This is a genomic window from Scopulibacillus cellulosilyticus, assembly GCF_042665295.1.
GTDB lineage: Bacteria > Bacillota > Bacilli > Bacillales > Sporolactobacillaceae > Scopulibacillus_A > Scopulibacillus_A cellulosilyticus.
Genome location: NZ_JBHTCO010000042.1, coordinates 88642 through 112723, shown reverse-complemented (window position 1 = coordinate 112723; position 24082 = coordinate 88642). Strand labels below are relative to the sequence as shown.

The following is a 24082-nucleotide window of genomic DNA, read 5'->3' as shown; positions in this document are numbered from 1 at the left end:
CGTGTTTCACGTGAAACGATTTAAGTATGAAGGATTTAAAGCCTAAAAAGCGAAATTATTATTTGGGAAATAACGAAAAGGGTGGTGACATTTATGAAACATCCTTTTTCCAAAATATTTGGTCAAGGGGAAAGAGACGTGACTATTGATGAACTTGAACACGAACATGTTCAAGATATTGATATAAAAAATATCATCCCAAACCGTTTTCAGCCAAGAAGTGTTTTTAACAAAGAAAAGATTGAAGAGCTTGCACAAACTATCCAAACGCACGGGATTATACAACCGATCGTGTTAAGAAAAATTGATGATAAATATGAAATTATTGCCGGTGAACGGCGGTGGCGAGCGGTTACCTTTCTTGGTTGGAAAACTGTCCCCGCAATTATTAAGGAATTTGATGATGCTCAAACTGCTGCTGTTGCACTCATTGAGAACTTGCAGCGGGAAGAATTAACTGCAATTGAAGAAGCGGTGGCTTACTCTAAATTAATGGATATACACGGGCTTACGCAAGAAAGCCTTGCAATAAAACTTGGAAAAGGGCAGTCAACGATCGCAAATAAATTAAGATTGTTAAAATTACCAGACTCAGTACAAAATGCGCTTTTAGAAAAACAAATCACTGAGCGTCATGCCCGGGCATTAATCGGCCTGAAAGATGAAGAAAAACAAGAAAAACTTTTAAATGAAATTATTGAAAAACAGCTTAACGTGAAACAAACGGAAGAAAGGGTCAAAAAATTAAAAGAGGATCAGCCGGCGAAACCGAAAAAAAAGAAACGGGTATCGCTGAGCAAGGATATGAGAATAGCGGTTAATACAATAAGACAATCGGTAGGCATGGTTGAGGATACCGGCTTAAATATAGATACTGATGAACAAGATATGGGAGACTATTATCAATTTACGATAAAAATACCTAAAAAGTAATTTTGCCTTGTAAAATTTATTCAATGTCTGCAGGCAAATAAAGGTAGGTGAAATTGTGCAGTGGCCAAAATTCTAGCCATCGCGAATCAAAAAGGCGGTGTTGGCAAGACAACAACATCGGTGAATCTAAGCGCTTGTTTAGCATATTTGGGTAAAAAGGCTTTACTTGTTGATATGGATCCCCAGGGAAATGCTACGAGCGGTGTTGGTATCGATAAAGGCGATATAGATGAATGTATCTATGATGTATTAATAGAGGATGTTAATCCCAAAGATGTCATAAGACCGACAATCATAGAAAATCTTGAAATTATTCCTTCAACCATTCAATTGGCGGGAGCGGAAATTGAACTTGTACCAACTATATCAAGAGAAGTAAGGCTTAGCAGGGCGCTGGAAAAAATCGATAACCAATATGATTACATTATTATTGATTGTCCGCCTTCACTTGGATTATTAACAATTAATGCCTTAACTGCATCCAATGCTGTAATGATACCAGTCCAATGCGAATATTACGCGCTTGAAGGTTTAAGCCAATTATTAAATAATGTCCGTTTAGTCCAAAAGCATTTAAACAGTCACCTTCAGATTGAAGGTGTACTTCTTACTATGCTCGATGCAAGAACAAACCTTGGACTCCAAGTCATTGAAGAAGTGAAAAAGTATTTTCAAGACAAAGTCTATCAAACTATTATTCCTCGCAATGTAAGGCTGGGTGAAGCACCAAGTTATGGGAAACCAATTATCATCTATGATCCTAAGTCAAGAGGTGCTGAAGTATATCTTGAGTTGGCAAAGGAAGTGATGATGGATGAGTAGGGGATTAGGTAAAGGCATTAATGCTTTGTTTCCCACTAATGTCGTTGATGAGCAAGATTCCGTTCAGAAAATAAAAATTAAAGATCTAAGACCGAATCCCTATCAGCCGAGAAAAACATTTGACGACGAAACCATTAATGAATTAAAGACATCAATTGAAGAATATGGCATTATTCAGCCGCTTATTGTACGGAAAAGTATTAAAGGCTATGATATAGTGGCCGGCGAAAGAAGATATCGTGCAGCTATCGAGGCAAAATTAAAGGAAGTTCCTGCTGTTGTCAAAGACTTTACAGATAAACAAATGATGGAAGTCGCTCTCATTGAAAATCTTCAAAGGGAGAATTTAAATCCAATTGATGAAGCATTAGCTTACCGTAAACTTATGGATGAGCTTGGGGTAACCCAAGAAGAATTGGCAAAAAAATTAGGTAAAAGCCGCCCGCATATTACTAATCATATAAGGTTATTACAACTTCCTCAACCTCTGCAATCTCTGATAGCCGATGGGAAACTATCAATGGGACATGGCAGGACGCTTCTGGGATTAAAAGACAAAAAGAAACTGCCGGCGTTAGTTGATAAAATTATTAAAGATCAAATGAACGTTAGAGAATTAGAAAAGCTTATTCAAAAACTAAATCAAAACGTTTCGCGTGAAACACAAAAAAAAGACAAAATAAACCTTAATCCCGAATTAAAGCAGAAAGTGTCTTTATTAAGGGAAAAGTTTGGAACATCTGTTGCGATTAAGCCTGTAAAAAATAAAGATAAGGGCAAAATAGAAATTGAGTATTATTCGCAGGATGATTTAAACAGGTTAATTGAAATACTTGAAGGCCCGCAAACATAAGTTGATAAAAAACTTCTTTAATGAGCGTTGGCGAAGGTAAGCGACAGCATGAATATACATCTTTGCAGCTTTGTGACGAGAAATGGCGATGCTGCTATGAATAAACGTCGGCGTAGGAACGAGCAAAGCATCTCGGAAAAACAACGAGCTGCGACGAGAAGTGGCAATATTTTTTGAATAAGCTACGGCGAAGGAGCCAGCTACCCGAGTTAACATTTACAAAGTAGGTTTTTAAATTATGGTATTACTAGGGACAATCGTAAATACACTGGCAATTATTTTAGGTTCAATTTTAGGAAATATGTTAACAAGGATTCCAGAAAAAATAAAGCAAACAGTTACTCAGGGAATGGCACTTGTTATTGTTTTATTAGGTATACAAATGGGGCTGAAAACAGAAAATTCTTTGTATGTTATAGGTAGCTTAGTACTTGGCGGTATCATTGGTGAACTGTTTGATTTAGAAAGATTATTAAACCGATTTGGTTATTTTCTTGAAAAAAGAGTCGGAACAGGTAAAGATGGAAATATTGCAAAGGCATTTGTTACCGGCACACTCGTTTTTGTTGTCGGCGCCATGTCGATCGTAGGTGCGTTAGACAGCGGCTTAAGAGGCGATCATAGCGTCCTGTTCACAAAGGCTGTTTTAGATGGATTCCTGGCTTTAATTTTTTCGACAACATTAGGCATAGGGGTTATTTTTTCAGCTGTTTCAGTATTCCTGTATGAAGGGATCATTGCAATATTTGCAAAGTATATAGCAATGGTTATTCCCCATCCATTAATGGGACATTTTATCAATGAAATAACAGCAACCGGCGGCATACTTATCATAGCTATCGGTTTAAATTTACTCAATATCACTAAGATTAGAACAGCCAACCTTTTACCAAGCATTGTTGTTTGCGCATTGATTGTTTTGATCATTTATTATTGGAATATATCCTTTACATAAGGCACTCATTTTAAATCAATGGGTGTCTTTTTATTATTTATGTCTTCAAGTTTTTCTTAATCGTAATGTTTTCTTTAAAGTGTACTTTTTGTGTTATTAATTTATTTGTATGATTAGAGATTGCAAGATGAAGGCATTCGGAAATCACTTTTGCCATACTCATGACGAGACTTAATCTTGTATTTTGCAAAACGAAATACTCCATATAGCCGCTGACATTGACAATTCCGGTAATATGCATATTACCCACCGGTGAAAGCTTTTTATTAACCCCTGCCCCTGGCAATACAGGCCCCTCGCCAATTGAAATGGTACCAATATTGTTGTATTTGCCTAAGCAAGCATCAATAGCAATAATAAACGGTTCGGTGTAGGCATGGTTAATTTCCTGTAATTTTTCATCTAAATTGACAGCGTGAATCGGCTGTTCCAAAGTTCCGTAAACAGGATACTGATTGCCATTTAATTCTGTTAATTTTGTCCCGATAAGAGGACCTAATGAATCACCTGTTGACCGGTCTGTACCAATGCAGACAATAACAATGGGTACATCCTTATTATCAGGCAAAAGGTTTTCAATATTTTTAATCAACTTCATATGAGAAGGAAAATCATTGTAATGAATGCGGTTGTCAGACTTTTTTAATGCTGCAAACTTTTGTTTAAGATTCATAGGTTCCTCCCCTTAATAATAATACTTATAGTATACGGAATTTGTTGTATTTCTATACATGAGAAATGTTAATTTCGGAGGGGAAGAGACGCATGGTCAAAGCTGGACTGAAATGGATGTTTCTGATTAGCGGAACGTTAATTGGCGCGGGGTATGCTTCCGGCCGGGAATTATGGCAATTTTTTGGACAAGAAAGTGCCTTGGCCATCTTTATATTTACGATTCTTTTTATCATTTCGACGTATGTTATTATGAAGATTAGCTTTGATCAAAAAACGATGCATTATCTTCCGGTTTTAAAATATTTATTGGGCGATAAAATTGCGATGTTCTATGACTTTTTAATATTGCTTAATCTATTTTCTACAACGGTCGTTATGTTAGCCGGTGCCGGTACGTCGCTTGAAATCATGCATGTCCCGTATTGGCTTGGAGTGGCGTTAATTTGTATTTGTCTTATTTTATTATTTGTACGGGGTAATAAAGGAATGGTTCTAATGAATGCCATTGTCATTCCCCTGCTTATTCTTCTTCTAACCTATGTGCTTATTAAATTTATAGATACAACAGATCGTGTCCTTTCCTTTGATTGGCTTGAGCAATCCAATTGGCCGTCGGCATTTACATTTACCGCGCTAAATATCTTACCGGTTGTTGCTGTTTTGTCAGCTGTTGGACGAGATGTAAAAACAAAAGGTGAAATATGGATAGCAAGCATTGGTAGCGGTTTAATATTTGGCGGTATGTCCTTTTTATATAACCAATCCTTAGTTAAAATGATTAATGAAATAAGACTCTATGAAATTCCATTATTTATATTTGTTAAATCATATCCTTACACCATGACTATCATCATGTCATTTTTATTATTAACTGCTATTTATACAACATCAGCTGCAGGTGTGTTTGGGTTGATTACACGGTTTGAAAATTATTTCCGTGCACCGTTATGGAAACTTGCCCTTGTATTCATTTTATTGATGCTTCCGCTGACAACTTTCGGGTTTTCAACACTCGTTGCAGTTTTATACCCGATTTATGGCGTTTTAAATCTTTATTTGCTTGCTGCAATTTTAATATATCCAATTATTCACCGGCTTGACAATAATCATAAAATCTATAAAGAGTAAAACCAAATTTAAAAATAAATTAAAATATAATTGATTATTTATTGCAGTTTGTTCTATAATACAAATTATAAATCAAAAAGTTACGATAATGATAAACAGTGATGATGGAAAAGAGTATCTAAAGCAAACTTGATGACAAGCGACTAGGGATGGTGGAAGCCTAGACAAGACTTTAGAGAAGGGCGTTCCTGAGCTGCGGCAATAAAAAAAGAGGGTACGCTTTGCGTACCAATTAGGGTGGAACCGCGTGAGCTGGAGCTCTCGTCCCTAGGCTGAGCGCCTTAGGGATGAGAGCTTATTTTAATTTCTAGGAGTGATTGAAATGACTGTAACAATGGATCAAATTGTCAATCTTGCCAAACAAAGAGGATTTATTTTCCCTGGTTCAGAGATTTATGGCGGATTAGCTAATACATGGGATTACGGCCCGTTAGGTGTTGAATTTAAAAATAATGTAAAAAGAGCTTGGTGGAAAAGGTTTGTACAAGAATCTCCCTATAATGTAGGTTTAGATTCAGCTATTTTAATGAACCCAAAGACATGGGAAGCCTCAGGCCATTTGACTAACTTTAATGATCCTATGATTGATTGTAAGCAATGTAAAAGCCGTCATCGTGCCGATAAACTGATCGAAAGCCAATTAGATGACTCGCAGCTTGATCAGCCTGTTGATGGCATGCCTTTTGAAAAAATGGAAGAACTCATTAAAAAGTATCATATTAATTGTCCGGATTGCGGTGCGCATGATTTTACTTCGATTCGACAATTTAACCTTATGTTTAAAACGTATCAAGGTGTTACCGAAACAAGTGCCGATGAAATTTATATGCGTCCGGAAACGGCGCAAGGCATTTTCGTCAATTTTAAAAATGTGCAAAGAACGATGAGGAAAAAGCTGCCGTTTGGCATAGCACAAGTTGGTAAGTCATTCCGTAATGAGATTACACCAGGAAACTTCACCTTTAGAACAAGAGAATTCGAACAGATGGAGTTGGAATTCTTCTGCAAGCCTGGCGAAGAAATGAAATGGTTTGATTATTGGAAGACGTATTGTAAAGATTGGTTAATTTCCCTTGGCATGAACGAAGAAAAATTAAGATTAAGGGATCATTCTGAAGAAGAGCTTTCACACTACAGCAATGCAACAACAGATTTCGAATATAAATTCCCATTTGGCTGGGGAGAGTTATGGGGAATTGCATCAAGAACTGACTTTGATTTGAAACGCCATATGGAAGTTTCCGGGGAAGATATGAATTACATTGACCAGCAAACGAATGAACGTTATATTCCTTATTGTATCGAACCGGCATTAGGCGCGGACCGTGTCACTTTGGCTTTCCTCATTGATGCTTTTGAAGAAGAGAAAATTGGAGAAAATGACAGCCGCCATGTGCTTCATTTGCATCCGGCGCTTGCACCTTACAAAGCAGCAGTGCTTCCTTTATCTAAAAAATTAAAAGATGAAGCCCAGCAAGTTTTTGCTGATCTTTCCAAAGATTATATGGTTGATTATGATGAAACAGGATCAATTGGTAAAAGGTACCGACGCCACGATGAAATCGGCACACCATTCTGTATTACCTATGACTTTGACTCAAAAGAAGACGGCCAAGTAACCGTTCGCGACAGAGACACAATGGAGCAAGTCCGTATGCCGATTAACGAACTAAAGGCATTCTTAGACAGCAAAGTTAACTTTTAAAAGGTTAGGGGTGAGCTTATGAGTCAACAAGAGGTTTCGTTTGATTTAAATGATATTGTAGAGATGAAAAAGCCGCACCCATGTGGAACAAATAGATGGAAAATCATTCGTATGGGCGCTGATATCAGGATTAAATGCCAAGGGTGCGACCATAGTGTTTTGATTCCAAGGAGCCAATTTAAGAAAAAGTTAAAAAGAGTTGTTACCGAAGAAGAATAAAAAGTTTAAGTCGAAATTTCCCAGGAAATAGCGAATCAGCGCGATAGAATAGAAAGCAAACTGATAAATAAAAGAGGGTTAATAGCCCTCTTTTTTGTACGTTGTAATCTGGCTGTAAGTTGTCACTTGTATTTTATCTGGCCAGTCCATATAATTGGAATGGACTGTCATTGAGCGATTATATGAAGGAGTGTGGACGATGGCGTTAACGACAGGAATTGTTGGCTTACCTAATGTTGGTAAATCAACCTTATTTAATGCTATAACACAAGCTGGCGCAGAGTCAGCAAACTATCCATTTTGTACAATTGATCCAAATGTCGGCATTGTGAATGTACCTGATGAGCGTCTTGAAAAACTGACAGAGATGTATCAACCAAAGCAAACAATTGCAACTACCTTTGAGTTTACGGACATTGCCGGATTAGTTAAAGGGGCAAGCAAAGGTGAAGGTTTGGGCAACCAATTCCTGGCGAATATACGTCAAGTTGATGCTATTTCACATGTTGTCAGATGCTTTGAAGATAAAAATATTACCCATGTCTCCGGTAAAGTAGATCCTATAGATGATATTGAAACAATTAATCTGGAATTAATTTTGGCTGATTTAGAATCTATTAATAAGCGGATTGACCGCGTTGGAAAATTAGCCAAGCAAAAGGATAAAGAAGCTGTTGTTGAATTTTCTGCTCTCGCTAAATTAAAAGAAGCCTTTGAAAATGAACAAACTGCCAGAAGTGTTGAATTAACAGAAGATGAGGAGCATGCGGTTAAACACTTAAATCTGTTAACGCAAAAGCCTGTATTATATGTTGCTAACGTATCGGAAGAAGATATTCTTTCACCTGAAGACAACGAGTTTGTCAAACAAGTCAAAGACTTTGCTGAGAAGGATGGTTCAGAAGTTGTCGTTATTTCTGCAAAAATTGAATCGGAAATAGCAGAATTAGAAGGGGAAGAGAAACAAACTTTTCTGGAAGAACTGGGCATTGAACGTTCAGGCCTCGATCAGCTTATTGAAAAGGCTTATAATCTTTTGGGGCTGGCTACTTATTTTACAGCGGGCGAAAAAGAAGTCCGTGCCTGGACTTTCCGACAAGGTATGAAGGCGCCGCAGGCTGCGGGTATTATTCATACTGATTTTGAACGGGGTTTTATTAGGGCAGAAGTTGTTTCTTATGAAGATTTAATGGCTGCCGGATCACTCTCCGGTGCAAAGGAAAAAGGAAAGTTACGGCTTGAAGGAAAAGAATACATTGTCCAAGATGGAGATATTATCCACTTCAGATTTAATGTATAATTTACAGTCTAATCTTGTAGAGGATGTTCAAAAAGTCCGGGAAAAAGTGCTGTCGAATTTCCGCGTCAGCTTGCTCCTCCGCTCCTCACGTATTAAAAGTATACGCTCCGGTGCTCGGAGACTGCGCTTCCTTGAACTTCTCGGCTCTTTTTGTCCTCCTTTTTGAACACGTACTTGTAGAACCATTTTGGATTTGCTATAATAGATATCTGTGAGTGAGAAGACTTGCTCTCTGCTCCATAATGGAGCCGTTTAGACCAAAGGGAGGTGACTAACGTGCGTAAATACGAAATTATGTATATTCTTCGTCCGGATCTTGATGAAGAAAGCGAGAAAGCAGCTAAAGAAAAGCTTGCCGGCATCTTAACTGACAACGGTGCTGAAGTTAATAAAGTAGACGAAATGGGTAAACGCCGCCTGGCTTATGAAATCAAGGACTATAACAATGGCGTTTATACTGTCCTTTATGTAACTGCTGGAAATGAGGCTATCAATGAATTTGATCGTCTTGTAAAAATCAATGACGATGTTCTGCGTTTCATGGTTATCAGCGATGAGCGTGAATAATCTTTTTTAATGGGGAGAGGTTCTGATGATTAATCGAGTGGTATTGGTTGGCCGGTTGACGAAGGACCCCGAGCTTAGATATACGCCTAATGGTGTTGCAGTAGCTAACTTCACCATTGCAGTCAATCGTCCTTTTACGAATCAACAGGGCGACCGTGATGCTGATTTTATTCAAGTTGTCGTCTGGCGCAGACAAGCTGAAAATGCCGCCAATTACTTGAATAAAGGAAGTTTGGCAGGAGTGGACGGCCGCCTGCAAACGCGAAGCTTTGAAAATAACGAAGGCCGCCGGGTTTACATTACAGAAGTTGTCGCTGACAGCGTGCAATTTTTGGAGCCGAAGGGTTCGAGTTCCAGGAATAATAACAACTTTGGAAATGACTTTCAGCCAGGACCGCCAAGAGATAACAATAACCAAAATCATAATCAAAATCAGGACTATAAAAACCCGTTTGATGATGATCCATTTGCGAATGATGGTAAGCCGATTGATATTTCGGATGATGATTTACCATTTTAAAATAAGAGTTCAAAGCGGGGATGACTTTCCTCACGCTTTTTGAACAGCGTATTGAACGGATAAAAAAAGAATAAAGGAGGAATGTGAAATGGCACGTCGCGGACGCGGTAAACGTCGTAAAGTTTGTTATTTTACAGTGAATAACATCACTTATATCGATTACAAAGACGTTGACCTTCTCAAACGTTTCGTTTCAGAACGCGGTAAAATTTTACCTCGTCGTGTAACTGGTACAAGTGCAAAATACCAACGTCAATTGACTCGTGCAATCAAACGCGCTCGTCAAATGGCTCTTCTGCCATACACAACTGAGTAAATAAATAAGAACACAGCAGTCATGACTGCTGTGTTTTTAATTTATGTTTGTATATGTCCAGATACTTTCTCTGATTTAAAGTTTTTATTACGCTGAAAAGGGCATCAGTGTTTAACATGATTATCTCATTATCATTGTCCTTTATGACAGATGACACGATTGATTTTAAATCCTCAGAAAGAAAATCTTTTTCCAGCGATACGTGATTAAATTTATTTATTTGATTGACGTTTTGAACAGTAAGAGTAATTTTTCGATTATGATATGATGTTATAACATATTTCCCGCTGCTTTTGCTTGTTAAGGGCGGTTCTGAGACGCCAAAAACGTTATAAAGGTCTGCAACGGGAATAATATCGTTTCTGTGACGAATGAATCCTTTAAAAAAACGGTGGCAATGGGGGACGTTGACAACGGGAAGGGGTTCAATGATTTCCATTATGTGATGGATATCGAGCCCGATAACCTTGTTTCCAATATTGAAAGTCATTATTTCATTCACAGATACGTCAGTATAGGGCATTAAATCACCTCGTAACAATAGACAATAACTCTATTTATTATTTCGGCGAAAAAACCCGGATTTTTAACACTTTAAGAAAGTATAAATTTGCAGCACAGATGATAATTCGACGAAGGGGCAAATTTTAGGTATAAAGTATAAGCGCAACTAAGCAGTTGCCTGCGCCTTTACGGCTTGGCACCAGTCAAGTTTTCTTTATTTATTTATTTGTTTGGATGTTTTTCCGGATACCAAGGGTTTAAATGGATGAGGACTTCTTCAACGTCTTCGTTTTTTTTCATAATTGTATTACGAATTTTTTTCGTAACATTATGCCCTTCCTGGATGGTCATATTTCCAGGTACACTAATTCTTACATCAACTAAAATATAATTGCCATGCTCCCTTGCCCGAAGGCGGTCAATTCGCTTGACTTCCGAAAAGGATAAAATAATATCGCTGTACCCATCTTGCTTTTCTTGTGAAACACTGCTTTCCATTAGAACATTGACGGAATCCGCTCCCATTTTAATGGCGACTTTTAAAACGAGGATAGAGACAATAATACCTGCGAGCGGATCTCCATAAGCCGCAAGCGAAATATTAAATATGTCGCCGACCCAGGCAATGCCAAGTCCGATAACAGCAGCAAAGGAAGCATAGACGTCGGCAAGGTGGTCATAAGCGGTAGCAAGCAAACTCTTGCTCTTATCTCTTTTACCAATCTTGATCGTGTAAATATACAATAAATATTTCCAAACGAGTGAAACAAGCGCTGCTGCAAAGGCCCATAAGCTGATGTTTACTGCCGGTTTTAATAAAGACATCACTGACTCATAAATTAGAAATAAAGCGGCAAGCCCTAAAATGATCGCAATCATACCCGAAGCAATATCCTCAGCCTTGCCATGTCCATATGGATGTTCCTTATCAGCCGGCTGCTTAGAGAGTTTCATGGAACTTAGGGTTGCAATCGAGGCAATTACATCACCGCCGTTATGCACACCGTCAGCAATCAGTGCGGTACTATGGAAAATAGCTCCGACAAGGATTTTCAAAACGGTTAATAAAAAATTACTAATTAAACTAATCCATGCTGCAAATAATTTTGAACCTTGTACAGGCATGATTGAATCACCCCATTGAATTTGCCTTAAGGCAAAATAAAACCGACCCCGTATTATGGTCGGCATTTTCTTTATAATATATGTTATGTAAAATGATTTTATAAAAGGTCATAACAGCACCTGCTCAAAGTTTAAAGAATGTTTTAGATCATTCAATGATCTAAAGTGTAACTTAAGTATAAAGAAATCTTACTAAAACTTCAATAGAATACCATTTTAAATTCAGGTTAAAATATGATAACTTTGCATTTTGTATAGACTTTTGTATAGTAGATGTTATAGCATTATTTTTATATGCTTATTAATGATAAAGCTTAATCCTTTTAAAAATTAACAAAAGGATTTTTTATATAGGGGGTGTGTTCGGGGCTGGGACAAATATTTTCCTGACCTTTGAACAGTCTTTATATTAATGTGGAATTAGAGGTGGCGTTAATTAATGAAGCAAACAAGGGTTCTTGCTGAAGGAGCACTGTCTACCGCAATTTTTCTATGTATTTTTTTAATAACAACATACATCCCGTTTGTCAGTATTATTACAATGTGGTTCCTGCCGCTGCCGATAATCTATTTTACAGCGAAAAACAGCTTGAAACCAGGTATTTTGGTGTTAATAGTTTCTTTGCTTTTATCGCTGCTTCTTACAGGGATTTTGCCGCCTGTTATGGCTTTGTATTTTCTGCTTTCCGGATTAGTCATGGGCTATTTATTGCATTTAAAAAAATCTGCATTGGTGATATTATTAGGCGGAAGCTTAGCTAATATTTTTGTTATTATCTTACTTTATGGAGTGGTCGTCACTTTCTTCCATATAGACCCTATGGAAATGATAAAGCAAATGATGACAAAGTCTTTTGATACAGCCCAAAAACTGAGTGGTTCATTTCAGCAAGATGCCAAAAAGGAAATGGATATTTTACGGCAAAGCATGAATATGATGACTTATATGGTGCCTGCTGTAATGGTTATAACGGGTGTTTTCAATGCCTTAATCACTGAATTGGTCAGTACGCCTATCCTGAGAAGATTGCGCGTTGACTTTCCGAAATGGCCGCCGTTTAGAGAGTGGCGCTTTCCAAGAAGTCTTATCTGGTATTTCTTAGCCGCCTTGATTATCGAGCTTTTCGGTCATCTTGAGCCAAATCAATGGCTGTTTACTGTAGTGGTTAATGTTTATGCAATCCTTGAACTTGTGGTGATGATTCAAGGCTTTGCTTTTATCTTTTATTTATGTTACGCGAAAAATATCCATACATCTGTACCGATTATTGTAGTAATTATTTCCTTATTAACAGGACCGATCTTACTTTATATTATTCGCGTATTAGGTATAATTGATTTAGGTTTTGATTTAAGAGCGCGGCTGAAAAAGAAATAAATGCTCATTAAACAGTAGGAGCTGACAGTATGCCGAAACAACTTAAACATCGTTGGCGTAAAGATCAGCTAATAGTCCTTGGAGTATTATGTATCATATATATCGCCTTTACAGCCATTTTTAATTGGATTATTGGCTTAGTAGGGATTATTTTATTAGCTGTTATCTTTTATTGGGTCCTTCGCAACGATGCTGCGTATAAGAAAGATTTAGAAGCTTATATTAGCACGTTGTCTCATCGTTTAAAGAAAGTCGGCGATGAGGCATTGCTGCAAATGCCGATCGGAATTATTCTGTATGATAATGATCATAACATTGAATGGATGAATCCTTATATGGTCTCTCTAACCGGCGGAGAATCCTTTCTGGGTAATTCTTTAAATTTGGTTTCTGAAGCCCTCATCCCTATTATAAAAGGGGATTCCGAGGAAGAGGTTATCAAGATTCAGAAGCGGCGTTATTGTGTGACGTTTAGACGTGAAGAACGGCTTCTTTATTTTTCCGATGTCACAGAACTGACAGACATTGAAGCACGTTATAACAATGAACAGTCAGTCTTTGCTATTATATATCTTGATAATTATGATGAAGTGACGCAGGGAATGGAAGATCAGGTCAAAAGTAACATTAATAACGATATAACGGCTATGATTAAAGATTGGGGAGCCGATTACGGTATTTATTTAAAACGCTTTTCTTCGGACAAATTTTTTGCTGTTTTAAACCAACAAATATTAAAGGAACTTGAGAAATCAAGGTTTAGTATTTTGGATAATGTACGTGAATTAACAACACAAAGCCATGTGCCATTAACGTTAAGCATAGGTATCGGTTCTAACATGCATTCGTTAACCGAGTTAGGTCAGCTTGCTCAATCGGCATTGGATCTTGCTTTAGGGCGAGGAGGGGACCAGGTTGCGATTAAAGAACCGCATGGCAGAGTGAAGTTTTTCGGCGGTAAGTCCAATCCTGTTGAAAAGAGAACCCGGGTAAGAGCAAGGGTTATTTCCCACGCGTTATCAGAGCTCGTATCTGAAAGTGATCAAGTGATCATTATGGGACATAAACAGCCCGATATGGATTCGATTGGCTCGTGCATCGGGATCATGAAGATTGCCAAGGCTAATGACAGGAAAGCAAGCATCGTTCTTGATCCTGAGAATTATGGAACTGGCGTCATCAGGCTTATTGAAGAAATACGGAATAAAGATGAATTATGGAATAAATTTATTTCACCGGAAGAAGCTATAGATCGCATCACAGCACGGACGCTTGTTGTTGTTGTCGATACAAGTAAGCCGTCAATGGTTATGGAGCCTAAACTTTTGTCAAAGTCGGAACGTATCGTTGTTATTGATCATCACCGCAGGGGCGAAGAATTTATCAGTGATCCGATCCTTGTATACATGGAGCCTTATGCTTCATCAGCTTCAGAATTAATTACAGAACTGCTTGAATATCAGCCTAAGACATTAAGTCTTGATCTCATCGAAGCAACATCTATGCTTGCAGGCATTACCGTAGATACAAAGAGTTTTACATTCAGAACGGGTTCAAGAACTTTTGATGCTGCCTCTTATTTGCGCAGTCATGGCGCTGATACTGTCCTGGTTCAAAAATTATTGCGTGAGGACCTTAAGCAGTATAAACGGCGTGCAAAGCTGATTAAGAACAGCGAAATTTATAATGACAGCATTGCGATTGGCATGGGAGAACAAGATGAAAAATATGATCAAGTACTCATTGCCCAAGCGGCCGATATATTACTGTCAATGGATGGCATACGGGCGTCATTCGTTATTGCACTTCGGCTGGACGGAAAAGTAAGCATAAGTGCCCGTTCTCTTGGAGAAATCAATGTACAATTGATTATGGAAAGTCTGGGAGGCGGCGGCCATTTAACAAATGCCGCAACCCAGTTTGAAGATATAAGTCTTGAAGAGGCTAAGGAAAAACTGCAATCTACTATTAATGAGTATATTGAAGGGGGAGAAGAAGAATCATGAAGGTGATTTTTTTAGAAAATGTCAAAGGCAAAGGAAAAGCTGGAGAGGTAAAGGATGTTTCTGAAGGTTATGCACGCAATTTTCTTTTCCCAAAGAAATTAGCAGTAGAGGCTAATAAAGGCAACATGAAGCAGCTGGAAATTAAGAAGAAGGGCGAAGAAAAGCGCGCGGAAGAAGAACAAAAGCAAGCAGAAGAACTCAAAAATCACATTGAGAACTTAAATATTGAATTAAAGGCAAAGTCCGGAGAAGGCGGCCGTCTATTCGGTTCTATTACCAGCAAACAAATTGCACAAGCTCTGAAAAGCAAAAACATTAAAGTTGATAAAAGGAAAATAGAGTTAAATGAACCGATTAGAACACTCGGGTACACTGATGTACCTGTTAAGCTTCACCATAATGTTACAGCGACTTTGAAGGTTCATGTCACTGAACAATAAAAAGGTAACTTCTACAAGAGGAGATTTATATATATGAGTGACTTATTTGCGGACAGAACACCTCCGCATAGCATTGAAGCTGAACAGGCTGTTTTGGGGGCGATATTCCTTGAGCCCCCGGCTATTGTCACGGCTTCGGAAGTGCTCATACCTGAAGATTTTTACCGGGCAGCACATCAAAGCATCTATGCCGTGATGCTGGAATTAGCCGAACGTGGAGAGCCTGTTGATGTTATTACGGTAACCTCTGAACTTCGTAATCAGAAAAGACTTGATGAAGTCGGGGGTGTTTCTTATTTAAGCGAGCTTGCGGATTCAGCACCGACAGCCGCGAACATTGAATATTACAGTGAAATAGTCGAAGAAAAGTCATTGCTAAGGCGGTTAATACGTACGGCAACAAGCATTGTTTCAGACGGCTATACTCGGGAAGATGAAGTTGACAGCATACTGGATGATGCTGAAAAGACAATTCTGGAGGTTGCTCAACGGAAAAGAGCGAGCGCCTTTCAATCTATTAAAGATGTATTGATAGAAGCCTATGATAATATAGAGATGCTGCAAAACCGTAAAGAGGATATAACGGGCATCCCTACAGGATTTATCGAATTAGACCAAATGACTGCCGGATTCCAAAAAAATGACTTAATAATAGTGGCGGCACGGCCATCAGTTGGTAAAACAGCATTTGCCTTAAATATAGCTCAAAATGTTGCAACGAAAACAGATGATAATGTAGCGATTTTCAGTCTTGAAATGGGCGCCCAGCAGCTCGTGATGCGTATGCTTTGTGCAGAAGGCAACATTGATGCGCAAAGACTCAGAACAGGGCGCTTGGAAGAAGAGGATTGGCAGAAACTGACGATGGCAATGGGCAGCCTGTCCAATGCCGGTATTTACATTGATGATACACCGGGTATCAGGGTCAATGATATACGGGCGAAATGCCGCCGTCTGCAACAGGAAAAAGGGCTGGGCATGATTTTAATAGACTACCTGCAGCTCATCCAAGGCAGCGGCTCCAGCCGTTCTGAGAGCCGCCAACAGGAAGTCTCGGAAATCTCACGGACATTGAAGGCTATTGCCCGGGAATTAAATGTCCCTGTCATTGCCCTCTCTCAGCTGTCCCGTGGTGTTGAAGCAAGGCAGGACAAGCGTCCGATGATGTCTGACATCCGTGAATCGGGAAGTATTGAACAAGATGCGGATATCGTTGCCTTCCTGTATCGTGATGACTATTATGACAAAGAATCAGAGAAACAGAATATCATAGAAATCATTATTGCTAAGCAGCGTAACGGTCCGGTCGGCACAGTTGAACTGGCTTTTATCAAGGAATATAACAAGTTTGTTAATCTTGACCGGAAACACAATGAAAGCGATATGCCGCCTGGCGCATAATTTTCCTCCGCAATTTGCGGAGGATTTCTTTTTAGAAAATGAAAATGTTAGACGACCTAAATTCATAGCACCAATAATTTAAATCAAAACAAAAATACTTTTTATGTATGGTTTTTGCTGTTAAGATAAATAATGTTATACATACATAACAATTATTAAAAACAACAAAATATCGAACAATAAAGTTAGTAATATAATTTAATGTTCGTTTTTTCATTGACTTTTAATGCTTAAACTTGATAAACTTAATGTGTTGTTTAGAGAATGATATTTACTTACAGTGTGTGTCCAAAGGGAGGACAAACAGGGCCGACACTGGCTAAAAACGTCACGTCCATGTGACAACGCCAGTACTAGCACGTCCTGTGCGTCGGAAGTTCGAGGCGCGGAAGCCGTGAGAACCGGAGCGGCGCAACGAAGAAATTCGACAGCCATGTTTCCCGGACTCTTTGGATATCCTCTACATTTTGATAAATTTGGGGGCGTTACAATGTCTTCTGTAGTAGTCGTAGGAGCTCAATGGGGCGACGAAGGGAAAGGTAAAATCACTGACTATCTTTCTGGAAATGCTGAAGTTGTTTCTCGCTATCAAGGCGGCAACAACGCTGGTCATACAATTGTTTTTAATGGCAAGAAGTACAAACTGCATCTGATTCCATCAGGAATTTTTTATGATGATAAGATTTGTGTCATTGGCAATGGCGTTGTTGTTGATCCAAAAGCATTAGTTGAAGAAATTAAATATCTGCACGATAACGGTATTTCAACAGACAACCTTCGCATCAGCAACCGTGCTCACTTAATCTTGCCTTATCACATTAAACTTGATATTGCCGCAGAAGAAAGCAAAGGTTCAAATAAAATTGGCACAACAAGAAAAGGTATCGGCCCGGCTTATATGGATAAAGCAGCACGTGTCGGCATCCGGATGGCTGACCTTTTAGAGCCGGAAACATTTAAAGAAAAGCTTGAGAAAAACTTAGAAGAAAAGAACAGGCTTTTAGAAAAAGTTTATGAAACAGACGGTCTCCGTTTGGAAGATATTCTTGATGAATATTTAGGTTACGGTGAAGAAATTAAATCTTATGTATGCGATACATCCGTTGTTTTAAATGATGCGCTTGATCAAGGCAAAAGAGTTTTATTTGAAGGTGCACAAGGTGTTATGCTTGATATAGACCAAGGTACGTATCCATTTGTTACTTCATCAAATCCTGTTGCAGGCGGCGTCACAATTGGTTCCGGCGTAGGCCCTTCTAAAATCAAGCATGTTGTCGGTGTTACTAAAGCTTATACAACAAGAGTCGGTGACGGCCCGTTCCCTACTGAGTTAAATAATGAAATCGGCGATCGCATCCGTGACGTTGGCAATGAATACGGAACAACAACAGGCCGTCCTCGCCGCGTCGGCTGGTTTGACAGCGTCGTTGTCCGTCATGCCCGCCGTGTCAGCGGTATGACAGACCTATCTTTAAACTGCTTAGATGTTCTCTCAGGTCTTGATACGGTAAAGATTTGTGTGGCATACAAATATAACGGTAAAACGATCGAAGAATTCCCGGCAAGCCTAAACATCCTTAGCAAATGTGAACCAGTTTATGAAGAAATGCCAGGCTGGAAAGAAGACATTACGAACGCAAAAACATTATCAGACCTTCCTGAAAACGCAAGGCACTATGTTGAACGCGTATCTCAGCTGACTGGTATTCCTTTATCCATTTTCTCTGTCGGTCCGGATCGTGAACAAACACGCCTTGTCCGTGGTGTGTTTGCATAAATAAAGCTGTTTAGAGGCGCCAGTACAGGTTGCAACTGGTGCCTTTAAAATTTTTTTAAAAAACCCCTTGCATTTATTTTTTAAGGTGATATAATTAATTATGTTGTCGCGTTAAGTAATAACTTACCTCGGCGGTATAACTAAAACTGCATTTTAACTAGAAGAGGAAGAGACAGTTTAACGACTGCGTTCTTCATTGATTATCATCGCGGGGTGGAGCAGTCTGGCAGCTCGTCGGGCTCATAACCCGAAGGTCGCAGGTTCAAATCCTGCCCCCGCAACCAATATTTATCTAACGAACTACGTCGAATAAATTTCATGTTCGTTTTATATCTGAGTGTTTTAGTGCAACCAATCTAGAAATTAGAAGTAGAGATAAAGCTTTTCAGAGAAGAATAGTCTTTTTTCTAACGTCCAACATCTTATACATATATTACTTCTTATGAGAGTTTGTCTAACATCTAGGAAGGTCCCGTGGTGTAGTGGTTAACATGCCTGCCTGTCACGCAGGAGATCGCCGGTTCAAATCCGGTCGGGACCGCCATACATAAGTAAACGTTTGTGGCTCGATAGCTCAGTCGGTAGAGCAGAGGACTGAAAATCCTCGTGTCGGCGGTTCGATTCCGTCTCGAGCCACCATTTATTGCAAATTCAGCACGCTGTCCCATGACAGCGTGCTTTTTGGCAGTTAGTTACAAATTTTTAAAAACAGATTTATGATATGTTAAATCGATGGTCTTTCCTTTTACACTCCAGTTAATTCCTATCTCATTCGGTAACATCCAATGATCATAACAGTTAATTAAGGTTTCCTCTAGGCCATCTACCCAAATTAAATTTGTTGCTTTATCCCGTTTAATTAATTCTTTTGGAAAATTAGGAATATCAGTGACCGACTCCTGCATAGCATTGATAGATAAAGTGTGCGGGAAAGAAGCTTCCGGTCCGCAAAGGATGTCTTGATTTCCCTTTAAAATAGCTTCAATACATGTCTCGAATTTTTGCAAATGATTTTTTTCCGGATCGGTGTATCTTTTTTCTGTGCCATCATGAAAGCGGGCAATAACATCGGTTTTGTCTTCCATTGAATAGGTGATGGTTGCTTTTTCAAACTCCAAGGTAAACTTAGGGCCGATTTCGTCTTTAACAGGATGAGCGGCGTAAAATAAAATATCGATATTATCTTCTGTCTGTGCTTTAACGGCGCAAGTATCGAAATTTTCAATTTGGTTGGCGCGGTAAAGTTCAGCTGTTAAATGGGTTAAGCGGGCACTTTCATCGGTTTTAGAACCTAAAAGATAAAACATATGATGCAAAAAGTGAGCTGTTGCATTATTCGCCACGCTGTCCAAAATTAATTCGCCATTTTGGTTGCGTTTTTTTCCTGCCCAAGATGCACGATGATAATAATCTTCATTTCGTGGCCAAAGAACCATTGTTTTTAAGCGTTTAGGCTTTCCGAAAACTCCGTCAATAATATCCTGTTTAAGTTGTTGAACAGAAGAAGTAAACGACCAGTTGAATCCAATAGCAACAAATTTTTTGGTTCGGTTGCGTGTATTGATGATCATTTCAGCATCCTTGGCACTTGCACTCATCGGCTTCTCACAAAGTACGCTGCTGCCGTGATTTAAAGCATAACACGTTTGCGACGCATGAAAGTTAATAGGTGTAGAGATAATAGCTAAGTCAGCTGAATGCTTTTTATAAAAGTCTTCAATTGATGTATAAACAGGAATATTGTTTTCCTTAATCCAATCATAATGCTCGCAATTTTCCGGATGCGGATCTACGACACCTGCTATGGACACATTGTTTGGAAGGCTATTGTTCATGATACGGTTAACGTATAAATTTCCATAGCCCCCGATGCCAACTAAGACAACTGAAACAGATTTTACCATGACTTTTACTCCTTACATGAAGAAGTCTATGATCAATACAATCATAGACTTCAGCTATTTTTATTAGACCGGGTTAAAAATTTTAAACGTATTAACGATGTATCTAGACAAGTTCCAGAAAGCGTTCTTTTGTAAGTTTAAGGGTCTTATCACAAGGCATTTCCCAAATCTTATCGTTAAGAATTTCAACTTCGATTGGACCATTGTAGCCCGCGTCTTCTACAGCATGGCGAATACGTTTCAATTCTATCACACCATCGCCCATCATTCCTCTTGAGGTTAGCGGATTTCCTGCATCTTTACACCAGTCATTGACATGGAAACCTAATATATGTCCTGAAGAGCGTTCTATTTCCTCATAAAGCTTAGGATCCCACCATACATGGTAGACATCGATAACAACGCCTACCTGAGGAGATGAAATGCGCTCTGCTATATCATTTGCTTGCCCTAATGATACGATCACAGAACGGTCAGCGGCAAATGAAGGATGAAGCGGCTCAATCCCTAATTTAACACCGGCCTGCTCTGCATATGGAATAAGCGCTTCTATACCTTCTTCCACCATAGCTCTTGCACCATCGATATCGCGGTCAGGAGCGGCGCCGCATACAAGGACAAGGACATCTGTACCAAGTTCCGCTGCTTCATCAATAGCCCTTCGATTTTCGTCAATCCGTTTGAGCCGCTCAGCTTTTGAAGCAGCTGGGAACATGCCGCCGCGGCAAAGGCTTGAGACTTTAAGATTTGCCTCACGAATGATACGAGCACTTTCTTTTAGGCCGGCATTAGCTATTTTATGACGCCAAGGGGCAATCCAATCAATGCCTTCATTTTGACAATTTTCTACGACTTCTATTAAACTGTTGTTTTCGCATGTGATTTGGTTAAGACTGAGACGTTGAATATCCATATTTAAACGACCCCCGCTACATTAAGGACTTTTTCCATACGAACTGCTGCATGTTCCGGATCTAAAAGCATGCCGGCTTGGTCAGCCAATATAAAGAGTTCGGATAAATGGGCCGTTGAGCGCATGCTCTCAAGGCCGCCTACCATTTTAAAGTGAGATTGATGCCCGTTAAGGTAGGCGAGGAAGACGACGCCTGTCTTATAAAATTGGGTAGGCGCTTGAAAAATATGTCTGCTTAACGGCACCGTCGGCCCAAGAATATTTTTAAAACTTTGCGTATCGCCCGCGTCAAGTGACTTAAGGGCTGCGGATGCAAGCGGTGCAATCGCATCAAAAATACCTAACAGCGCATGACTGTAACCTTGTTCATCACCAAGGATAAGATCAGCGTAATTAAAATCATCACCGGTGTACATTTTAACGCCGTCCGGCAATCTGCGGCGCATTTTCACTTCAAGATCAGCATCCAGTAAAGAAATTTTAATACCATCAATTTTCGATGCATATTCATTTAAAATGGCTAAGCACAGCTCCATAGCCGTTTCCTTATCATGGTGACCCCAATAGCCTTTAAGCGCCGGATCAAACATATCTCCGAGCCAATGAATAATGACAGGCTGTGACACTTGAGAAAGAATTTTCCCGTAAACTTTGACATAATCATCAGGCCCCTTAGCAACAGCTGCCAGCGCACGGCTTGCCATAAGTATCATTCGCCCGCCGACCCCTTCGATATATTCACATTGTTCCTCGTATGCTCTTATGATGTCATCAAGGCTAATAGCGGGCGTTAAATCTAAATGATCGGTACCCGCTCCGCAGGCGATACCGCCGTTATAGACTTTTGCTTCGGCCACAGAGCGTCTGATTAACTCTTTTGTTGCATCCCAATCAAGCCCCATGCCGCGTTGCGCGGTATCCATGGCTTCAGCTACAGACAGCCCTAACGACCATAAGTAGCGTCTATAGGAAAGTGTCGCTTCCCAATCAAGTGCCGCACTTGATGATGGATCGGTAGTTGCGAGCGGGTCAGCAACAACGTGTGCTGCCGAAAAAACAGACCGGCTTTTTGACGGACCGTCAAGCGTTTCAGGCATATCCTTTTTTTTCGGAGTGTACGGTTCAATTTTTCCATTTGCCCGGGGGAGAAGGATTTGCTTAGACATGGTTAAGCCCCCTGTTAGCTGCCTGTTCAATCTTAAGTTCAGGAACATCAAGCCAACGGCGTTCATCCCAAGATTTCAAACCGAGCTCAGCCAATTGTACGCCTTTTGCTCCTTGCAGCAGGTCATAAGGGAATGGTTCATCATTGACGACATGTTTAAGGAACATCTCCCATTGAATTTTGAAGGCATTTTCAGGTTCATCGTTCAAAGGAACATCAATCCATTGAGAACGGTAGTCGTTTTCGTCAGGAATATCAGGGTTCCAAATCGCTTTTGGCGTATTCATTCGATGTTGAATTTTACATTCACGCAATCCTGCTACGGCACTGCCTTCTGTACCATCGACTTGCAGTTCAAAGAGTTCGCCACGGTTAACACGGACACACCAAGAAGAATTAATGTGGGCAATAATCCCGTCCTCGAGTTCAAATGTAGAATAAGCGGCGTCGTCAGCCGTTGCCTCGTATGGATGACCAGCTTCATCCCATCTTTTAGGAATATGCGTTTTCCCGTAACAAGAAACACTTTTTACCTCGCCAAAGATATTATCGAGAACATAACGCCAGTGACAAAGCATATCGACAATGATACCGCCCTCATCTTCTTTCCGGTAATTCCAGGATGGCCTTTGTCCAGGCTGCAAGTCTCCTTCAAAAACCCAATAACCAAATTCCCCCCGTACTGAAAGGATCTTTCCAAAGAAACCGCTGTCAATTAACCGCTTAAGTTTAAGGAAGCCCGGCAAAAACAGTTTATCTTGGACAACGCCGTTTTTGACATTCTTTTCATAAGCCAACCGGGCTAATTCCAGAGCTTCTTCAGATGACACTGCTGTTGGTTTCTCGCAATATACATGCTTGCCTGCCGCTATGGCTTTTTTTACAGAGTCGGCCCTGCGATTTGTCGTTTGTGAGTCAAAGTAAATTTCATAATATGGATCAGCCAATGCTTTATCCAAATCAGTACTCCACTTCTCTATATCATACTTTTCAGCTAAAGCTTGCAATTTATCTTCATTGCGCCCAATAAGAATAGGATCCGGCATGATTCTGGTTCCATCGGGTAAAACAGTGCCTCCTTGTTTTCGAATAGCAACAATAGATCGCTCCAAGTGCTGACGGGTTCCCATTCTTCCAGTTACGCCATTCATGATAATGCCAATCTTTCGCATATTGTTAATAGCCCCTTCCTAAGTAACTTAAATTACAATTATAGATTATATACTATATATTATTATAATATTTTATCAATTTCAAGGAGGGAAGTAAAATGACATTTTCGAATAATAATAGTTAATGCAGTTGATGCAGGGGTAAGGTAATTTTCAGGATGAAATGAATTTTATGAGAAAGAATGATTATCAGTTTACAAAGTAAATGATATTGTTTATTATAAAAATAAAATTATATATTATATATTTTTTAAACATTGCGTTAACTTTTAAAGACTAAATATGTAGTTAATTATCTCCCGGT

23 protein-coding genes and 3 tRNA genes are annotated in these 24082 nt (G+C 39.4%); 19 read left to right on the top strand and 7 right to left on the bottom strand.

The window, feature by feature from the left end; genetic code table 11:
* Nucleotides 1–93 precede the first annotated feature (93 nt).
* The 4 genes from noc to ACFQRG_RS19575 all read left to right on the top strand — a co-directional run bounded on the left by noc (nucleotide 94) and on the right by ACFQRG_RS19575 (nucleotide 3563).
* The gene (noc, locus tag ACFQRG_RS19590) at nucleotides 94–933 is read left to right on the top strand and encodes a nucleoid occlusion protein (RefSeq protein WP_380969307.1); all 840 of its coding nucleotides are present in this window, start codon (nucleotides 94–96) and stop codon (nucleotides 931–933) included.
* Nucleotides 934–993: 60 nt separating this feature from the next.
* Nucleotides 994–1755, top strand: coding sequence for a ParA family protein (locus ACFQRG_RS19585; protein ID WP_380969305.1), 762 nt, complete (start codon nucleotides 994–996; stop codon nucleotides 1753–1755).
* Nucleotides 1748–2608 (top strand): ParB/RepB/Spo0J family partition protein, encoded by an 861-nt coding sequence (locus tag ACFQRG_RS19580; RefSeq protein ID WP_380969303.1) that lies wholly within the window; start codon nucleotides 1748–1750, stop codon nucleotides 2606–2608. Before ACFQRG_RS19585 ends, ACFQRG_RS19580 begins: the two co-directional genes overlap by 8 nt.
* 238 nt (nucleotides 2609–2846) lie before the next feature.
* The gene (locus ACFQRG_RS19575) at nucleotides 2847–3563 is read left to right on the top strand and encodes a DUF554 domain-containing protein (RefSeq protein WP_380969301.1); all 717 of its coding nucleotides are present in this window, start codon (nucleotides 2847–2849) and stop codon (nucleotides 3561–3563) included.
* Nucleotides 3564–3600: 37 nt separating this feature from the next.
* On the opposite strand, the gene yyaC is transcribed toward ACFQRG_RS19575, so the two are convergent.
* Complete coding sequence (gene yyaC / locus ACFQRG_RS19570; RefSeq protein WP_380969299.1) at nucleotides 3601–4236, bottom strand: spore protease YyaC; 636 nt, start codon at nucleotides 4234–4236, stop codon at nucleotides 3601–3603.
* Nucleotides 4237–4328: 92 nt separating this feature from the next.
* On the opposite strand from yyaC, the gene ACFQRG_RS19565 reads away from it, so the two are divergent.
* The 7 genes from ACFQRG_RS19565 to rpsR all read left to right on the top strand — a co-directional run bounded on the left by ACFQRG_RS19565 (nucleotide 4329) and on the right by rpsR (nucleotide 9993).
* On the top strand, nucleotides 4329–5366 hold the full coding sequence (locus tag ACFQRG_RS19565) for a YkvI family membrane protein (protein WP_380969297.1): 1038 nt from the start codon (nucleotides 4329–4331) through the stop codon (nucleotides 5364–5366).
* 322 nt (nucleotides 5367–5688) lie between these two features.
* Nucleotides 5689–7071, top strand: a complete 1383-nt coding sequence (locus ACFQRG_RS19560) for a glycine--tRNA ligase (protein WP_380969294.1) — start codon at nucleotides 5689–5691, stop codon at nucleotides 7069–7071.
* A gap of 18 nt (nucleotides 7072–7089) precedes the next feature.
* The gene (locus ACFQRG_RS19555) at nucleotides 7090–7290 is read left to right on the top strand and encodes a DUF951 domain-containing protein (RefSeq protein WP_380969291.1); all 201 of its coding nucleotides are present in this window, start codon (nucleotides 7090–7092) and stop codon (nucleotides 7288–7290) included.
* 199 nt (nucleotides 7291–7489) lie between these two features.
* A complete protein-coding gene (ychF, locus tag ACFQRG_RS19550) occupies nucleotides 7490–8590 on the top strand; it encodes a redox-regulated ATPase YchF (RefSeq protein WP_380969288.1) in 1101 nt (366 codons plus the stop codon).
* Between the two features lie 276 nt (nucleotides 8591–8866).
* Nucleotides 8867–9157, top strand: a complete 291-nt coding sequence (rpsF, locus tag ACFQRG_RS19545; protein WP_380969285.1) for a 30S ribosomal protein S6 — start codon at nucleotides 8867–8869, stop codon at nucleotides 9155–9157.
* A 25-nt stretch (nucleotides 9158–9182) separates the two neighbouring features.
* Nucleotides 9183–9677, top strand: a complete 495-nt coding sequence (ssb, locus tag ACFQRG_RS19540; protein ID WP_380969282.1) for a single-stranded DNA-binding protein — start codon at nucleotides 9183–9185, stop codon at nucleotides 9675–9677.
* Between the two features lie 88 nt (nucleotides 9678–9765).
* The gene (gene rpsR / locus ACFQRG_RS19535; RefSeq protein ID WP_380969280.1) at nucleotides 9766–9993 is read left to right on the top strand and encodes a 30S ribosomal protein S18; all 228 of its coding nucleotides are present in this window, start codon (nucleotides 9766–9768) and stop codon (nucleotides 9991–9993) included.
* 19 nt (nucleotides 9994–10012) lie between these two features.
* On the opposite strand, the gene ACFQRG_RS19530 is transcribed toward rpsR, so the two are convergent.
* Together ACFQRG_RS19530 and ACFQRG_RS19525 are read right to left on the bottom strand one after the other, a co-directional pair.
* Complete coding sequence (locus ACFQRG_RS19530; protein ID WP_380969278.1) at nucleotides 10013–10516, bottom strand: chemotaxis protein CheW; 504 nt, start codon at nucleotides 10514–10516, stop codon at nucleotides 10013–10015.
* Between the two features lie 203 nt (nucleotides 10517–10719).
* Nucleotides 10720–11622 carry a cation diffusion facilitator family transporter gene (locus ACFQRG_RS19525; RefSeq protein ID WP_380969276.1) on the bottom strand — a complete coding sequence of 301 codons (903 nt, stop codon included), beginning with the start codon at nucleotides 11620–11622 and terminating at the stop codon, nucleotides 10720–10722.
* A gap of 439 nt (nucleotides 11623–12061) precedes the next feature.
* Here ACFQRG_RS19525 and ACFQRG_RS19520 point away from each other — a divergent pair, with 439 nt between their 5' ends.
* From ACFQRG_RS19520 to ACFQRG_RS19485, 8 genes are all read left to right on the top strand, one after another.
* The gene (locus ACFQRG_RS19520) at nucleotides 12062–13000 is read left to right on the top strand and encodes a YybS family protein (protein WP_380969274.1); all 939 of its coding nucleotides are present in this window, start codon (nucleotides 12062–12064) and stop codon (nucleotides 12998–13000) included.
* Nucleotides 13001–13029: 29 nt separating this feature from the next.
* Nucleotides 13030–15006 carry a DHH family phosphoesterase gene (locus ACFQRG_RS19515; RefSeq protein WP_380969271.1) on the top strand — a complete coding sequence of 659 codons (1977 nt, stop codon included), beginning with the start codon at nucleotides 13030–13032 and terminating at the stop codon, nucleotides 15004–15006.
* Nucleotides 15003–15446, top strand: a complete 444-nt coding sequence (rplI, locus tag ACFQRG_RS19510) for a 50S ribosomal protein L9 (RefSeq protein WP_380969269.1) — start codon at nucleotides 15003–15005, stop codon at nucleotides 15444–15446. Before ACFQRG_RS19515 ends, rplI begins: the two co-directional genes overlap by 4 nt.
* A 33-nt stretch (nucleotides 15447–15479) precedes the next feature.
* On the top strand, nucleotides 15480–16847 hold the full coding sequence (dnaB, locus tag ACFQRG_RS19505) for a replicative DNA helicase (RefSeq protein ID WP_380969267.1): 1368 nt from the start codon (nucleotides 15480–15482) through the stop codon (nucleotides 16845–16847).
* Nucleotides 16848–17337: 490 nt separating this feature from the next.
* Nucleotides 17338–18624, top strand: coding sequence for an adenylosuccinate synthase (locus ACFQRG_RS19500; RefSeq protein WP_380969265.1), 1287 nt, complete (start codon nucleotides 17338–17340; stop codon nucleotides 18622–18624).
* Nucleotides 18625–18831: 207 nt separating this feature from the next.
* Nucleotides 18832–18908: transfer RNA gene (locus ACFQRG_RS19495), tRNA-Met, on the top strand.
* Between the two features lie 184 nt (nucleotides 18909–19092).
* A tRNA-Asp gene (locus tag ACFQRG_RS19490) sits at nucleotides 19093–19168 on the top strand.
* Between the two features lie 19 nt (nucleotides 19169–19187).
* Nucleotides 19188–19263: transfer RNA gene (locus tag ACFQRG_RS19485), tRNA-Phe, on the top strand.
* Between the two features lie 53 nt (nucleotides 19264–19316).
* Here the strand turns inward: ACFQRG_RS19485 and ACFQRG_RS19480 are convergent.
* From ACFQRG_RS19480 to ACFQRG_RS19465, 4 genes are all read right to left on the bottom strand, one after another.
* Nucleotides 19317–20528, bottom strand: coding sequence for a Gfo/Idh/MocA family protein (locus tag ACFQRG_RS19480; protein ID WP_380969263.1), 1212 nt, complete (start codon nucleotides 20526–20528; stop codon nucleotides 19317–19319).
* A gap of 103 nt (nucleotides 20529–20631) precedes the next feature.
* A complete protein-coding gene (locus tag ACFQRG_RS19475; RefSeq protein ID WP_380969261.1) occupies nucleotides 20632–21441 on the bottom strand; it encodes a sugar phosphate isomerase/epimerase family protein in 810 nt (269 codons plus the stop codon).
* 2 nt (nucleotides 21442–21443) lie between these two features.
* Nucleotides 21444–22607 (bottom strand): dihydrodipicolinate synthase family protein, encoded by a 1164-nt coding sequence (locus ACFQRG_RS19470; RefSeq protein WP_380969259.1) that lies wholly within the window; start codon nucleotides 22605–22607, stop codon nucleotides 21444–21446.
* On the bottom strand, nucleotides 22600–23778 hold the full coding sequence (locus ACFQRG_RS19465; RefSeq protein ID WP_380969257.1) for a Gfo/Idh/MocA family protein: 1179 nt from the start codon (nucleotides 23776–23778) through the stop codon (nucleotides 22600–22602). The genes ACFQRG_RS19470 and ACFQRG_RS19465 overlap by 8 nt, the downstream gene beginning before the upstream one ends.
* Nucleotides 23779–24082: the final 304 nt, after the last annotated feature.

What these genes read in the sequence shown, in the direction of transcription:
- ychF (WP_380969288.1), top strand. Translation starts at nt 7,490, where the DNA reads ATGGCGTTAACGACAGGAATTGTTGGCTTACCTAATGTTGGTAAATCA.
- ACFQRG_RS19470 (WP_380969259.1), bottom strand. Translation starts at nt 22,607, where the DNA reads ATGTCTAAGCAAATCCTTCTCCCCCGGGCAAATGGAAAAATTGAACCG.
- ACFQRG_RS19555 (WP_380969291.1), top strand. Translation starts at nt 7,090, where the DNA reads ATGAGTCAACAAGAGGTTTCGTTTGATTTAAATGATATTGTAGAGATG.
- ACFQRG_RS19520 (WP_380969274.1), top strand. Translation starts at nt 12,062, where the DNA reads ATGAAGCAAACAAGGGTTCTTGCTGAAGGAGCACTGTCTACCGCAATT.
- ACFQRG_RS19560 (WP_380969294.1), top strand. Translation starts at nt 5,689, where the DNA reads ATGACTGTAACAATGGATCAAATTGTCAATCTTGCCAAACAAAGAGGA.
- ACFQRG_RS19500 (WP_380969265.1), top strand. Translation starts at nt 17,338, where the DNA reads ATGTCTTCTGTAGTAGTCGTAGGAGCTCAATGGGGCGACGAAGGGAAA.
- ACFQRG_RS19525 (WP_380969276.1), bottom strand. Translation starts at nt 11,622, where the DNA reads ATGCCTGTACAAGGTTCAAAATTATTTGCAGCATGGATTAGTTTAATT.
- ACFQRG_RS19465 (WP_380969257.1), bottom strand. Translation starts at nt 23,778, where the DNA reads ATGCGAAAGATTGGCATTATCATGAATGGCGTAACTGGAAGAATGGGA.
- ACFQRG_RS19565 (WP_380969297.1), top strand. Translation starts at nt 4,329, where the DNA reads ATGGTCAAAGCTGGACTGAAATGGATGTTTCTGATTAGCGGAACGTTA.
- rplI (WP_380969269.1), top strand. Translation starts at nt 15,003, where the DNA reads ATGAAGGTGATTTTTTTAGAAAATGTCAAAGGCAAAGGAAAAGCTGGA.
- ACFQRG_RS19515 (WP_380969271.1), top strand. Translation starts at nt 13,030, where the DNA reads ATGCCGAAACAACTTAAACATCGTTGGCGTAAAGATCAGCTAATAGTC.
- ACFQRG_RS19475 (WP_380969261.1), bottom strand. Translation starts at nt 21,441, where the DNA reads ATGGATATTCAACGTCTCAGTCTTAACCAAATCACATGCGAAAACAAC.
- dnaB (WP_380969267.1), top strand. Translation starts at nt 15,480, where the DNA reads ATGAGTGACTTATTTGCGGACAGAACACCTCCGCATAGCATTGAAGCT.
- ssb (WP_380969282.1), top strand. Translation starts at nt 9,183, where the DNA reads ATGATTAATCGAGTGGTATTGGTTGGCCGGTTGACGAAGGACCCCGAG.
- ACFQRG_RS19530 (WP_380969278.1), bottom strand. Translation starts at nt 10,516, where the DNA reads ATGCCCTATACTGACGTATCTGTGAATGAAATAATGACTTTCAATATT.
- rpsR (WP_380969280.1), top strand. Translation starts at nt 9,766, where the DNA reads ATGGCACGTCGCGGACGCGGTAAACGTCGTAAAGTTTGTTATTTTACA.
- ACFQRG_RS19480 (WP_380969263.1), bottom strand. Translation starts at nt 20,528, where the DNA reads ATGGTAAAATCTGTTTCAGTTGTCTTAGTTGGCATCGGGGGCTATGGA.
- noc (WP_380969307.1), top strand. Translation starts at nt 94, where the DNA reads ATGAAACATCCTTTTTCCAAAATATTTGGTCAAGGGGAAAGAGACGTG.
- ACFQRG_RS19580 (WP_380969303.1), top strand. Translation starts at nt 1,748, where the DNA reads ATGAGTAGGGGATTAGGTAAAGGCATTAATGCTTTGTTTCCCACTAAT.
- ACFQRG_RS19575 (WP_380969301.1), top strand. Translation starts at nt 2,847, where the DNA reads ATGGTATTACTAGGGACAATCGTAAATACACTGGCAATTATTTTAGGT.
- yyaC (WP_380969299.1), bottom strand. Translation starts at nt 4,236, where the DNA reads ATGAATCTTAAACAAAAGTTTGCAGCATTAAAAAAGTCTGACAACCGC.